This window comes from Luteipulveratus halotolerans, from assembly GCF_001247745.1.
Taxonomy (GTDB): domain Bacteria; phylum Actinomycetota; class Actinomycetes; order Actinomycetales; family Dermatophilaceae; genus Luteipulveratus; species Luteipulveratus halotolerans.
In genome coordinates, this window is sequence record NZ_LAIR01000002.1 from 1,844,127 (window position 1) to 1,856,878 (window position 12,752).

At 69.7% G+C, this 12,752-nt stretch carries 12 protein-coding genes; 2 read left to right on the plus strand and 10 right to left on the minus strand.

The genetic code is table 11. From position 1 onward, the window contains the following. Window positions 1-40: 40 nt before the first annotated feature. The 4 genes from coaBC to mihF are packed head-to-tail and all read right to left on the minus strand — an operon-like array spanning window position 41 to window position 2,470. Entirely contained in the window at window positions 41-1,258 is a 1,218-nt protein-coding gene (gene coaBC, locus VV01_RS09350; RefSeq protein WP_050669648.1) for a bifunctional phosphopantothenoylcysteine decarboxylase/phosphopantothenate--cysteine ligase CoaBC, read from the minus strand. A gap of 35 nt (window positions 1,259-1,293) precedes the next feature. Continuing rightward, window positions 1,294-1,557, minus strand: a complete 264-nt coding sequence (rpoZ, locus tag VV01_RS09355) for a DNA-directed RNA polymerase subunit omega (RefSeq protein ID WP_050669649.1) — start codon at window positions 1,555-1,557, stop codon at window positions 1,294-1,296. 15 nt (window positions 1,558-1,572) lie between these two features. Then, on the minus strand, window positions 1,573-2,145 hold the full coding sequence (gmk, locus tag VV01_RS09360) for a guanylate kinase (RefSeq protein WP_050669650.1): 573 nt from the start codon (window positions 2,143-2,145) through the stop codon (window positions 1,573-1,575). Window positions 2,146-2,152: 7 nt separating this feature from the next. Continuing rightward, window positions 2,153-2,470 (minus strand): integration host factor, actinobacterial type, encoded by a 318-nt coding sequence (gene mihF, locus VV01_RS09365; RefSeq protein WP_050669651.1) that lies wholly within the window; start codon window positions 2,468-2,470, stop codon window positions 2,153-2,155. Between the two features lie 198 nt (window positions 2,471-2,668). Here mihF and VV01_RS09370 point away from each other — a divergent pair, with 198 nt between their 5' ends. Next, the gene (locus tag VV01_RS09370) at window positions 2,669-3,568 is read left to right on the plus strand and encodes an RNA polymerase sigma-70 factor (RefSeq protein WP_050669652.1); all 900 of its coding nucleotides are present in this window, start codon (window positions 2,669-2,671) and stop codon (window positions 3,566-3,568) included. A gap of 16 nt (window positions 3,569-3,584) precedes the next feature. Here VV01_RS09370 and pyrF read toward each other — a convergent pair whose 3' ends face one another. From pyrF to pyrR, 6 genes are read right to left on the minus strand one after another with little or no spacing between them, the layout of a single operon-like run. After that, window positions 3,585-4,454: an orotidine-5'-phosphate decarboxylase gene (pyrF, locus tag VV01_RS09375; protein ID WP_050669653.1), complete on the minus strand. Its 870-nt coding sequence runs from the start codon at window positions 4,452-4,454 to the stop codon at window positions 3,585-3,587. Next, window positions 4,451-7,825 carry a carbamoyl-phosphate synthase large subunit gene (gene carB, locus VV01_RS09380; RefSeq protein ID WP_050669654.1) on the minus strand — a complete coding sequence of 1,125 codons (3,375 nt, stop codon included), beginning with the start codon at window positions 7,823-7,825 and terminating at the stop codon, window positions 4,451-4,453. Before carB ends, pyrF begins: the two co-directional genes overlap by 4 nt. Next, complete coding sequence (gene carA / locus VV01_RS09385; RefSeq protein ID WP_050669655.1) at window positions 7,825-8,982, minus strand: glutamine-hydrolyzing carbamoyl-phosphate synthase small subunit; 1,158 nt, start codon at window positions 8,980-8,982, stop codon at window positions 7,825-7,827. Before carA ends, carB begins: the two co-directional genes overlap by 1 nt. Then, entirely contained in the window at window positions 8,979-10,301 is a 1,323-nt protein-coding gene (locus VV01_RS09390; protein ID WP_050669656.1) for a dihydroorotase, read from the minus strand. The genes carA and VV01_RS09390 overlap by 4 nt, the downstream gene beginning before the upstream one ends. After that, window positions 10,301-11,239 carry an aspartate carbamoyltransferase catalytic subunit gene (locus VV01_RS09395; RefSeq protein WP_050669657.1) on the minus strand — a complete coding sequence of 313 codons (939 nt, stop codon included), beginning with the start codon at window positions 11,237-11,239 and terminating at the stop codon, window positions 10,301-10,303. The genes VV01_RS09390 and VV01_RS09395 overlap by 1 nt, the downstream gene beginning before the upstream one ends. After that, a complete protein-coding gene (gene pyrR / locus VV01_RS09400; RefSeq protein WP_050669658.1) occupies window positions 11,236-11,844 on the minus strand; it encodes a bifunctional pyr operon transcriptional regulator/uracil phosphoribosyltransferase PyrR in 609 nt (202 codons plus the stop codon). Before pyrR ends, VV01_RS09395 begins: the two co-directional genes overlap by 4 nt. 112 nt (window positions 11,845-11,956) lie before the next feature. Between pyrR and VV01_RS09405 the strand changes: the two genes are divergently transcribed. Continuing rightward, on the plus strand, window positions 11,957-12,751 hold the full coding sequence (locus VV01_RS09405; RefSeq protein ID WP_050669659.1) for an endonuclease/exonuclease/phosphatase family protein: 795 nt from the start codon (window positions 11,957-11,959) through the stop codon (window positions 12,749-12,751). The last annotated feature ends 1 nt before the right edge of the window (window position 12,752 follow it).

The following is a 12,752-nucleotide window of genomic DNA, read 5'->3' on the forward strand; positions in this document are numbered from 1 at the left end:
GGCTGCTGACGACGCGGCCCCTGACCACGTCGCGGCGAGTCTAGGACGTCCGGACCAGCGGGAGGACCGCATCCCAGACCGCAGTTGCGACCGCGGACTTGGAAGCGGGCCCGATCGTGGTGACGTCAGGGGTGTCACGACGCAGCAGATGGACCGTCGTGTCGTCCTGTCCGAACGTCACCCCGTCGCCGACCTCGTTGGCGACGAGCAGGTCACAGCCCTTGCGCTCGAGCTTGGCGCGCGCGTGGGTGATGACGTCGCCGTTCTGGTCGCCGGTCTCTGCGGCGAAACCCACGATGACCGGACGCGATGCGTCGGCGCGACGCTGGACCAGGTCGACCAGGATGTCAGGGTTGCGGACCAGCTCGACGGTCGGCGCAGCGTCAGGATCAGCTGCGTCGTGGGTCTTCTTGATCTTGGTGCCGGACACGTGCGCGGGCCGGAAGTCCGCGACGGCAGCGGCCATGACGACCACGTCGGCCCGGGTCGCGAGCACCTGCTCACGCAGCTGCAGCGCGGTCTCGACCTGCACGAGGTCGACCCCGGCCGGAGTCGGGAGCGACGAGCTGGAGATCAGTGTGACCTTGGCGCCGCGACGGGCTGCGACCTCAGCGAGGGCGTAGCCCTGCTTGCCGCTCGAACGGTTGCCGAGGTAGCGGACCGGGTCGAGGGGCTCACGCGTGCCACCAGCCGTGACGACGACGTGGACGCCGGTGAGGTCGTCGTCCTGCGGGCCGCCGAGAACCTGCTCGCAGAACGTCGCGATGTCCTCCGGCTCGGGCAGACGTCCGGGGCCGCTGTCGGCGCCGGTCAGACGACCCGACGCCGGGTCCATCACGTGGACACCACGGGAGCGCAACGTCTCGACGTTGGCCTCGGTGGCGGGGTGCTGCCACATCTCGGTGTGCATCGCCGGGGCGATCACCACGGGACAGCGGGCCGTGAGCAGCGTGGTGCTGAGCAGGTCGTCGGCCAGGCCGTGCGCGGCCTTGGCGATCAGGTCAGCGGTCGCGGGCGCGACGACGACCAGGTCGGCCTCCTGGCCGATCCGCACGTGCGGCACCTGGTGGACGTCGGTCCACACGTCGGTCGCCACCGCCTTGCCCGACAGCGCGGCCCAGGTCGGGGCGCCGACGAACTCCAGGGCGGCGGCCGTCGGCACGACGGTCACGTCGTAGCCGGACTCGGTGAACCGGCGCAGCAGCGATGCCGCCTTGTAGGCGGCGATGCCGCCGCTGACGCCGAGGACGATCTTCATCTGCACGAAGCGGGTCGGACCGAGGCCGCGAGGCCTCAGGCCTCCTGCTTCTCCATCGTCAGCAGGCGCTCGTTGATCTCACGCAGAGACACCGACAGCGGCTTGTCGTTGACCTGGCTGTCGACGAGCGGGCCGACGTACTCGAGCAGGCCCTCGGACAGCTGGGAGTAGTACGCGTTGATCTGCCGCGCGCGCTTGGCCGAGTAGATGACCAGGGCGTACTTGGAGTCGGCGACCTCCAGCAGGTCGTCGATCGGCGGGTTGGTGATGCCCTCGGGGGCAGCCTTCGTGCCAGACACGAGCGAGTCTCGCTTTCAGTGGGTGGGGTTGCGCATCAATGATACGAGTTCCTCGGCCGCACGCCGAACGTCGTCGTTGACGATCGTGGTGTCGAACTCGCTGACGGCCGCGAGCTCGGTCCGTGCGGTCTGCAGCCGGACGTCCTGCTCGTCGGCTGTCTCGGTGCCACGACCGACCAGTCGACGAACCAGCTCGTCCCACGACGGGGGCTCCAGGAAGACGAGGTATGCCTCGGGCATGCGCTCCTTGACCTGGCGGGCGCCCTGCAGGTCGATCTCGAGCAGCGGCAGCCGACCCGCTGCGATCGCGTCCAGCACCGGCTGCCGCGGAGTGCCGTAGCTGGCGCGGCCGTGGACCACGGCGTACTCGAGCAGCTCACCCTCGCTCGCCATGCGTGCGAACTCGGCGTCGGAGACGAAGTGGTAGTGGACACCGTCGACCTCACCCGGACGCGGGCTGCGCGTGGTCGCCGAGACCGACAGCCAGACCTCGGGGAAGTTCTCGCGGACGTACGCGGCGACGGTGCCCTTGCCGACGGCAGTAGGCCCAGCGAGAACGACGAGACGCCCGGAATGCGTTGGTACCACTACGTGCTCAGGCCTGCTCGAAACGACCGAGCAGGGCCGAGATCTGGTTGGCGCCCAGGCCGCGGACACGGCGGCTCTCGGAGATGCCGATCTCCTCCATGATCTGGCGAGCGCGCACCCGCCCGACACCGGGCATCGACTCCAGCAGTGCGGAGACCTTCATCTTGCCGATGACCTCGTTGTCGCGGCCGGCCTCGATCACCTCGCGCAACGAGCCCTGGGCGTACTTCAGCCGGTTCTTGACCGCAGCGCGCTCGCGACGAGCCCGCGCCGCCTTCTCCAACGCCTCCGCACGCTGCTCGGGTGTCAAGGGCGGAAGGGCCACGGGCGGACTCCTAGGGTCAGACGGACGACGGCGACGCCCGGCAGGACATCTTCGGGCTCTACCGGAACCTAGCGAGTCAGCATCCGGCCAGGCAACGCGGCGTCCGCTCCGACACCCTGCACCGGGTGCATGTCACACCTCGCGCTGAGGTGCGTGTCACCTCCCATGACACGATCATGGCGACCACAGGGAGAGACGATGACCCACCTCGAGGACGACCACACCGCCCTGGCCGAGGAGTTCATGCAGGTACGACCCCGGCTGGTCGGCGCGGCGTACCGCATCGTCGGCGGCATCGCCGACGCCGAGGACGTGGTGCAGGAGGCCTGGCTGCGCTGGTCGGGCGTCGACCGGTCGCAGGCGCGTGACGCGACGGCGTACCTCCTCACCGTGACCACCCGCCTGGCGCTGAACCGCCTTCGACAGCAACGCAGTCGCCGCGAGGACTACGTCGGCCCCTGGTTGCCCGAGCCGAGCGACGAGATGGACGTCGAGGCCTCGGTCGAGATGTCGGAGTCGGTGTCGATGGCCATGATGGTCGTGCTCGAGACACTGACGCCGCTGGAGCGGGCGACGTTCGTGCTGCACGACGTCTTCGGGCTGACGTACTCCGAGGTGGCACGGGCGATCGATCGCTCTGACGCCGCTGCCCGTCAGCTCGGCCACCGGGCTCGGTCGCACGTCGAGGCGAGGCGTCCGCGCCAGGTCGTCGACCGCGTGCGGCACCGTGAGGTCACCGACCGGTTCGTGCAGGCGGCGTCGACCGGCGACATCGCCGGACTGCTGGAGCTGCTCGCACCCGAGGTCGTCCTGGTGTCCGACGGCGGAGGCTTCCGACAGGCAGCCCTGCGTCCTGTCGAGGGCGCGGACAAGGTGTCGCGCTTCATCGCCGGCACGGTACGCAAGGGCGGTGGTGGTGCAGACCTCGCCATCGACGTGCTGCGTGTCAACGGCGAGTCGGCCATCGTCGTCACCCAGGGCGACGACCTGGACTCGGTGTGCTTCCTCACGGTCGAGGAGACCGGCATCACGGCGCTCCACCTCGTCCGCAACCCGCACAAGCTCGGTGGGGTGCGGGCGTCCGCCGCCCGCGGCTGACGCTGCGGGCTCGGGCTCAGCGCCCGATCGACGCAGCCTCCTCGACGGCTGCGTCGGTCGCCGCCCGCAGGGCCGCGACGTCCGGGCCGTGACCGAGCAGGCTGCGCGAGGCCGCCGGCAGCACCTGGCCCTCCGCCGCGCCGAAGCCACGGCGCACGTCGTCGATCGTCGCGCCCTGGGCGCCGAGACCCGGGGCGAGCAGCGGAGCCCGGCTGGTGACCAGCGCGTCGGTGAGCCCGAGCTCGGCGAGGTCCTTGCCGACCGTCGCGCCGGTGACCAGACCGAAGCTGCCGAGGGCTGCGTCCTCAGCCGCGTTGAGACGGGACACCCCCTCGATCATCGAGGCCGCCACCGTGCGCCCGTCGGCAACCGCATGCTGCACGGACGCGCCCTCAGGATTGGAGGTCATGGCGAGCACGAACAGACCACGCCCCGTCTGCTGTGCCAGCTCGATCGCCGGGTCGAGCGAGCCGAACCCGAGGTACGGGCTGACGGTGATCGCGTCCGCCCGCAGCGACGAGTCGTCGCGCAGGTAGGCGTCCGCGTACGCCGCCATCGTCGATCCGATGTCGCCTCGCTTGATGTCGAGCAGGCTGAGCGTTCCGGCCTCACGCAGAGCGGCGAGCGTGTCCTCCAGCACGGCGACTCCACGGGAGCCGTGCCGCTCGAAGAACGCCGACTGCGGCTTGACGATCGCCACCCGGCCGGCGTACGCCTCGACGCACGTCTGCGCGAACGCTCGCAGACCGTCGGCGTCGTCGCTCAGACCCCAGGCCTCCAGGAGCGCCGCGTGCGGGTCGATGCCCGCGCACAACGGACCGTGCGCAGCGACCGCTGCACTCAGTCGGTCACCGAATGTCGTTGCAGCAGAACCGGACTCGCTCATGCGGACTTCTTTCCGTCGGCGTCGCGACCGAACAGGTCGAGATCGGCAGCGTGCTCCTGCAGCGGCTTGACCGACATCGGCCCGGCCATCTGTGCCTCGATGCCCTGCACAGCCGCCGACAGCTGCTGCACCGTCGTGATGATCGGCTTGTCCATGCTCGTCGTGGCCGCCCGGATCGCGTAGCCGTCGGCGCGCGCATCGCGCCCCGAAGGCGTGTTGACCACCATCGCGACCTCGCCCGACAGGATGTGGTCGACGATCGTCGGCTCGCCGTCGACGCGCTTGCCGTCGTGGTGCTTGTGGACGACCTCGGCGTGAATTCCGTTGCGGCGCAGCACATCTGCGGTGCCGGCCGTCGCGAGCAGACGGAACCCGAGGTCGGCGAGGCGCTTGACCGGGAAGATCATCGCGCGCTTGTCACGGTTGGCGACCGACACGAAGATCGTGCCGTCGACGGGCAGCCCGGTCACCGACCCGAGCTGGCTCTTGGCGAACGCCGACCCGAAGTCGCTGTCGACGCCCATGACCTCACCGGTGCTGCGCATCTCAGGACCGAGCAGGCTGTCGACGACCTGGCCCTCGCTCGTACGGAACCGCTTGAACGGCAGCACGGCCTCTTTGACACACACCGGAGCGTCGACGGGCATCGCTCCCCCGTCGCCGTGCTGGGGCAGCATGCCCTCCTCGCGCAGGTCGGCGATGCTCGCGCCGAGCATGACCCGCGCCGCCGCCTTCGCCAGGGGTACGCCGGTCGACTTGGCGACGAACGGCACCGTGCGGCTCGCCCGCGGGTTGGCCTCCAGGACGTAGAGCACGTCCTGGGCCAGCGCGAACTGGACGTTCATGAGGCCCCGGACACCGATGCCCTCGGCGAGCTTGAGCGTCGAGGCCCGAACCCGTTCGATCTCCTCGGCACCCAGGGTCACCGGCGGCAGGACGCACGCCGAGTCACCGGAGTGGATGCCGGCCTCCTCGATGTGCTCCATGATTCCGCCGAGGTACATGTCGTGACCGTCGTACAACGCGTCGACGTCGATCTCGATGGCCTCGTCGAGGAACCGGTCGACCAGCACCGGGTGCTCCGGCGACGCGTGCGTCGCACGGTTGACGTACTGCACGAGCGTCTCGTCGTCGTAGACGATCTCCATACCCCGCCCGCCGAGGACGTACGACGGCCGCACCAGCACCGGGTAGCCGATCTCCTGAGCGACGGCCACGGCCTCCTCGCTGGAGTACGCCATGCCGTAGCGCGGAGCAGGAAGGCCGGCCTCGGTGAGGACGCGTCCGAACGCACCGCGGTCCTCGGCAAGGTCGATCGCCTCGGGCGAGGTCCCGACCACCGGCACGCCTTCGGCCTTGAGCGCCTTGGCCAGGCCGAGCGGCGTCTGGCCGCCCAGCTGGACGATGACGCCGGCGAGCGGGCCCGCCTGCATCTCGGCGTGCACGACCTCGAGCACGTCCTCGAGCGTCAGCGGCTCGAAGTAGAGACGGCTGGAGGTGTCGTAGTCGGTCGACACCGTCTCGGGGTTGCAGTTGACCATGACGGTGTCAAAACCCTTGTCGCGCAACGCAAAGCTCGCGTGCACGCAGGAGTAGTCGAACTCGACACCCTGGCCGATGCGGTTGGGGCCGGAGCCGAGGATGATCACGGCGGGCCGCTCACGCGGCAGCACCTCGGTCTCCTCGTCGTAGGAGCTGTAGTAGTACGGCGTCTCGGCGGCGAACTCGGCGGCGCAGGTGTCGACGGTCTTGTAGACCGGTCGTACGCCGAGCGCGTGCCGGACACCGCGGACGACCGCCTCGGGCATGGCCCGCAGCTCGGCGATCTGGGCGTCGCTGAACCCGTGACGCTTGGCCAGGCGCAGCAGTCGGGGCGTGAGCTGCGCAGCATCGGCGAGCTGCTCGGCGACCTGGTTGATCAGCTGGATCTGGTCCAGGAACCACGGGTCGATCTTGGTCGCCTCGTGGACCTCTTCGACCGACAACCCGCCGCGCAGCGCCTGCTGCACGAGCACGATGCGGCCGTCCGTGGGGCGCTTGGCCTCCTCCAGCAGAGCCCGGGCCATCTCGCGCGAGGGGTCGGTGTCGCGCGACCAGTGGAACGTGGAGCCCTTGCGCTCCATCGACCGCAGGGCCTTCTGCAGCGCCTCGGTGAAGCTGCGGCCGATCGACATCGCCTCGCCGACCGACTTCATCGTGGTGGTGAGCGTGGTGTCCGCCGCCGGGAACTTCTCGAACGCGAACCGCGGGACCTTGACCACGATGTAGTCCAGCGACGGCTCGAAGCTCGCCGGGGTCTCCTTCGTGATGTCGTTGGGGACCTCGTCGAGGGTGTAGCCGATGGCCATCTTGGCGGCGATCTTGGCGATCGGGAATCCGGTGGCCTTCGACGCCAGAGCCGAGGACCGCGAGACGCGCGGGTTCATCTCGATGACGATCATGCGACCGTCCTCGGGGTTGATCGCGAACTGGATGTTGCAGCCACCGGTGTCGACGCCGACCTCACGGATCACGGCGATGCCGACGTCACGCATCCGCTGGTACTCGCGGTCGGTCAGGGTCAGCGCGGGCGCGACCGTGATCGAGTCACCGGTGTGCACGCCCATCGGGTCGAAGTTCTCGATCGAGCAGACCACGACGACGTTGTCGGCGTTGTCGCGCATGACCTCCAGCTCGTACTCCTTCCAGCCCATGATCGACTCCTCGAGGAGCACCTCGGTGGTCGGGCTGGCCTGCAGGCCGGCACCGGCCATACGGCGCAGGTCGTCGGCGTCGTAGGCGAACCCGGAGCCGAGCCCGCCCATCGTGAACGACGGGCGGACGACGACCGGGTAGCCGAGCTCGTCCGCAGCGGCGAGGGTGCGCTCGAGCGCGAACGCGACCTGCTCACGGTCGCTGGCGCCCTCGGGCGCCTCGTCGGCGTTGCAGATGATCGACCTGGCGGACTCGGCACCGCAGCGCTCGACCACTCCCTTGAACCGCTCGCGGTCCTCGCCGAGCTCGATGGCCTCGACGTTGGCGCCGATCAACGGACAGCCGTACTTCTCGAGCACACCCGCCTCGTGCAGGGCGATCGCGGTGTTGAGGGCGGTCTGACCACCGAGGGTCGCAAGGACGGCGTCCGGGCGTTCCTTGGCGATGATCGACTCGACCACCTCGGGAGTGATCGGCTCGACGTAGGTCGCGTCGGCGAACTCGGGGTCGGTCATGATCGTGGCCGGGTTGGAGTTGACCAGGATGACGCGCAGGCCCTCGTCGCGCAGCACGCGGCAGGCCTGGGTGCCCGAGTAGTCGAACTCGCACGCCTGCCCGATGACGATCGGGCCGGACCCGATCACGAGCACGCTCTTGATGTCGTCACGCTTCGGCATCAGGCCTGACCCTTCTTTCCCATGAGGTCGATGAACCGGTCGAACAGGTAGGCCGCGTCGTGCGGACCGGCGGCCGCCTCCGGGTGGTACTGGACCGAGTACGCAGGGATGTCAAGGCATTCCAGCCCCTCGACCACGTCGTCGTTGAGGCAGACGTGCGAGACCCGCACGCGACCGTACGACGTGCCGTGGGCCGCGTCGGACGGCGCGACGGTCTCACCGTCGAGAGGCGCGTCGACCGCGAACCCGTGGTTGTGCGCGGTGACCTCGACCTTGCCGGTGGTCCGGTCCATGACCGGTTGGTTGATGCCGCGGTGGCCGTACTTGAGCTTGAACGTGCCGAAGCCGAGCGCGCGGCCGAGGATCTGGTTGCCGAAGCAGATGCCGAAGAACGGCAGCCGTGCGTCGAGCACCTGCCGCAGGACGTCGACCTGCGGCGCGGTCGAGGGGTCACCGGGCCCGTTGGAGAAGAACACCCCATCGGGCTCGACCGCCTGGATCTGCTCGAAGGTCGCGTCGGCGGGCAGGACGTGCACCTCGATGCCCCGCTCGGCCATCCGCTGCGGCGTCATCGCCTTGATGCCGAGGTCGAGCGCGGCGACGGTGAAACGCTTGTCACCCTGGGCGGGCACGACATAGGTCTCATCGGTCGAGACCTCGGACGCCAGCTCGGAGCCGGCCATCTCGGGAGCGTCCTGGACCCGTGACACGAGGTCGTCCGTACGGCCCTCGAGGTGGTCACCGCTGAAGATGCCGACGCGCATCGCACCGCGCTCGCGCAGGTGGCGGGTGAGCGCGCGGGTGTCGATGTCGCAGATGCCGACGACGCCCTGGTCGCGCAGGTCGTCCTCGAGCGTACGGACCGAGCGCCAGCTCGAGGGTCGGATGGCGGGGTCGCGCACGACGTAGCCCGCCACCCAGATGCGGCTGGACTCACCGTCCTCGTCGTTGACGCCGGTGTTGCCGACGTGCGGGGCCGTCATGACCACGACCTGACGGTGATAGCTCGGGTCGGTGATCGTCTCCTGATAGCCGGTCATGCCGGTGGAGAAGACGCCCTCCCCCACGGTGGTGCCGACCGCGCCGTAGGCGAGGCCCGAGAACGTACGGCCGTCCTCGAGGACGAGCACTGCCGGCTCGCGCTGCTGGGTCGTCATCGAGTGGTGACCTCTCCGTCGAAGTAGGTGGCTCGGCCTCGCAGGAAGGTCGAGTGGACGCGACCCTTGAGGGCGCGGCCGTGCCAGGGGTTGTTGCGCGAAAGGGACTGCGAACGCTCACGATCCACGGTGACCTCCGCCGCCGGGTCGAGCAGTACAAGGTTGGCCGGCTCTCCCACCGCGAGCGGCCTCCCCTGCTCTCGGAGACCGGCTATGGCGGCCGGCCGTGACGACATCGCCGCCGCGACGGCGGACCAGTCCATGAGGCCGCCTTCGACCATCACGGTCGTGACGACGGACAGCGCCTGCTCCAGGCCGAGCATCCCGAACGCCGCCTCGGCGAACGCGTGCTCCTTGTCGTGCCGTGCGTGGGGCGCGTGGTCGGTGGCGACCGCGTCGATCGTGCCGTCCGCGAGGGCCGCGCGCAGCGCCTCGACGTCCTCCTGCAGACGCAGCGGCGGGTTGACCTTGAACACCGGGTCATAGCCGCTCAGCAGGTCAGTGGTGAGGAGCAGGTGGTGCGGCGTCACCTCGGCGGTGACCGCGATGTCCTGGGACTTGGCCCAGCGGACCACCTCGACCGAGCCCGCGGTCGACACGTGGGCGATGTGGACCCGTGAACCGGTGTGGCGCGCGAGCATGACGTCGCGGGCGACGACGACCTCCTCGGCCACACCCGGCCAGCCCGGCAGGCCCAGCCGGCCCGACAGCTCACCCTCGTGGCAGCAGGCCTGACCGTCGGCCAGGCGCGGCTCCTGGGCGTGCTGCGAGACCACACCGCCGAACGCCTTGACATATTCCAGCGCCCGGCGCATCAGGCGTGCGTCGTGGACGCACTTGCCGTCGTCGGAGAACACCCGGACCGCAGCGCGCGACCGGGCCATCAGACCGAGCTCAGCGAGCTCCTCGCCCGCCAGCCCCTTGGTGACTGCACCGACCGGCTGCACATCGACCAGACCGACCTTCTCACCGAGGTCACGCACGCGCTCGGCGGCCTCGGCGGTGTCGGTGACCGGGTTGGTGTTGGCCATCGCGAGCACGGCCGTGAAACCACCAGCGGCGGCAGCGGCCGAGCCGGTCTCGATCGTCTCGGCGTCCTCGCGGCCCGGCTCGCGCAGGTGCGTGTGCAGGTCGACCAGACCTGGGAGCGCGATCAGCCCGTCGGCGTCGACCTCCGTGGCGCCACGGGGTGCCTTGACCGTGCCCGTCTCGGCGATCACGCCGTCACGGACCAGCAGGTCAGCACGACCCGCGCCCTGAAGATCGGCACCACGGATGACGTACGAGGTCTGCCCCGCCCGAATGTCCTTCTCTCCCATTACTTCTGGACTCCCTCGGAACTCGATGCGAGCAGGTGGTAGAGGACGCTCATCCGGACTGCGACACCGGCAGAGACCTGGTCAAGGATCAGCGATCGGGCCTCGTCCGCGGCGTCGGCGGTGATCTCGAGGCCTCGGTTCATCGGGCCGGGATGGCAGATGACCGCGTGCTCGGGCAGCACCTTCAGCCGCTGGCGGGTGAGCCCGTAGCCCACGGTGTACTCGCGCGGCGTCGGGAAGTACCCGCCGCTCATCCGCTCCTTCTGGACACGCAGCATCATCGCGGCGTCGACGTGCGGCAGTACGCCGTCGAGGTCGTAGGAGGTGTCGAAGCCCTCGGCCTTGGCCCAGTCGGCGATGCCGCTCGGCATCAGCGTCGGCGGAGCCACCAGAGTGACGTGGGCGCGGAGGGTCTTGAGCAGGATCAGGTTGCTGCGCACGACGCGCGAGTGGGTGAGGTCGCCGACGATCGCGACGTGCTTGCCGTCGAGGTCACCCAACCGCTGCTGCATCGTGTAGGCGTCCAGCAGCGCTTGCGTCGGGTGCTCGTGCATGCCGTCGCCGGCGTTGACGACCATTGCGTCGACCCACTGCGCGACCTGCTGCGGCGCACCGCTCGCGTGGTGGCGGATGACCAGGCCGTCGACACCCATCGCCGCGACCGTCATGACGGTGTCGCGCAGCGACTCGCCCTTGCTGACGGACGACCCCTTGGCCGACACGTTGATGACGTCGGCGGACAGCCACTTCCCGGCGATCTCGAACGAGCTGCGCGTGCGGGTGGAGTCCTCGAAGAACAGGTTGACGACCGTGCGGCCGCGCAGCGCCGGGAGCTTCTTGACCTCGCGGTGCTGCACCTCGTGCATCTGCGTCGCGGTGTCGAGGATCTGCAGCGCGTCGTCCCGGCTGAGGTCGGCGGCGGACAGCAGGTGCTTCATCGGGTCTCCTCCGTGGCGGGCTCGACGATGCGGACCTCGTCGACGCCGTCGTGCTCCTGCAGCCGCACCCGGACCTTCTCGCTCTTGGCGGTCGGGAGGTTCTTGCCGACGTGGTCGGCGCGGATCGGCAGCTCGCGGTGCCCGCGATCGATGAGCACAGCCAGTCGCACCGCCCGTGGTCGGCCGAGATCGCCCAGCGCGTCGAGCGCAGCGCGCACCGTGCGACCGGAGTAGAGGACGTCGTCGACCAGGACGACGACCTTGTCGTCGATCCCGGCGTCGGGGATCGACGTGCTGTGAGCGGCACGGACCGGCTGGCTGCGCAGGTCGTCGCGGTACATCGTCACGTCGAGCGCACCTACGGGGACATCGACACCCTCGACCTGGCTGATCGCTCGTACCAGCCTGTCGGCCAGCTCGACACCACGCGTCGGGATGCCGAGGACGACCAGGTCGGAGGCGCCCTTGTTGTGCTCGAGGACCTCGTGGGCCATGCGGCGCAGAGCACGGGAGATGTCGCTCGTGCTGAGGACGACGCGACCCGGCGACGGAGCCGCTGCGGGCTGCGACGTCGCCGAGGGTAGGGCTGAGTCAGGACGCGACATGGCGTCAGGACCTCCTTCGCCGCCTCACGGGACGGATCGTTAAAGGATGTCTGTCGTCCAGGATGCTACCCGGTCGCCGGCCGTTCACCGTACCGATGCACGCTCCCTGGACATGGCCTTCCCCACATCAGCACTCGCCGCTGCCCTCACCGTCGTCGCAACGGGGGCCCTCACAGCTCCGGCCGCGTCCGCTGCCGAGCGGCCCGAACCTCGCACGCACAGCCTTCTGCAGCTCAACCTGTGCCTGTCCGGACTGGCCGGGTGCTACCCGCGCACGGCGTACCCGACCGTGCTCGACGAGGCCGCGGCCGTGATCGAGCGGAACAGCCCCGACGCGGTGACCGTCAACGAGGGCTGCAGCGGCGACGCCGCGACGCTCGCGGAGCGCACGGGCTATCACGTCGCCTTCACCACCGTGATCTACCGCGGCGCTCCCCTGCCGTGCGTGAAGCCCACCGGCCGTGGTGTCTTCGGCAACGCCGTGCTGACCAAGGCGCCGATCCGCACGACCGAGGAAGCGCCGTACGCCGCCCAGAACGGTGTCGAGGAACGGCGGTGGCTGTGCGCGACCACGACCGACGACGCGACCACGTGCACATCGCATCTCACCGCGAGCGGTCCGGAGCTCGACCCCACGCGACAGGCTCAGTGCGACGAGCTCGGTGCGCAGCTGCGCCACGAGGCCCGTCGCGGACGCGAGGTGTGGTTCGCAGGAGACGTCAACCGGCGTACGACGTGCGCACCCGACGGGTACTGGCACCGTGACGACGACGCAGCGACGCAGGCCGTCGGCATCCAGCATGTCTACGGGACGCAGTCTCGGCTGAAAGGCGCCGTGTCGCAGGTGATTCCGATGACCTACACCGACCACGACGCGCTGCTGGTGACTGCCGCGACCCGCCCCTGAG

Excerpts from the sequence above, each read along its gene's own strand:
- coaBC (WP_050669648.1), bottom strand. The coding sequence starts at position 1,258 with ATGAAGATCGTCCTCGGCGTCAGCGGCGGCATCGCCGCCTACAAGGCG.
- VV01_RS09395 (WP_050669657.1), bottom strand. The coding sequence starts at position 11,239 with ATGAAGCACCTGCTGTCCGCCGCCGACCTCAGCCGGGACGACGCGCTG.
- VV01_RS09370 (WP_050669652.1), top strand. The coding sequence starts at position 2,669 with ATGACCCACCTCGAGGACGACCACACCGCCCTGGCCGAGGAGTTCATG.
- pyrF (WP_050669653.1), bottom strand. The coding sequence starts at position 4,454 with ATGAGCGAGTCCGGTTCTGCTGCAACGACATTCGGTGACCGACTGAGT.
- VV01_RS09390 (WP_050669656.1), bottom strand. The coding sequence starts at position 10,301 with ATGGGAGAGAAGGACATTCGGGCGGGGCAGACCTCGTACGTCATCCGT.
- carA (WP_050669655.1), bottom strand. The coding sequence starts at position 8,982 with ATGACGACCCAGCAGCGCGAGCCGGCAGTGCTCGTCCTCGAGGACGGC.
- VV01_RS09405 (WP_050669659.1), top strand. The coding sequence starts at position 11,957 with ATGGCCTTCCCCACATCAGCACTCGCCGCTGCCCTCACCGTCGTCGCA.
- pyrR (WP_050669658.1), bottom strand. The coding sequence starts at position 11,844 with ATGTCGCGTCCTGACTCAGCCCTACCCTCGGCGACGTCGCAGCCCGCA.
- carB (WP_050669654.1), bottom strand. The coding sequence starts at position 7,825 with ATGCCGAAGCGTGACGACATCAAGAGCGTGCTCGTGATCGGGTCCGGC.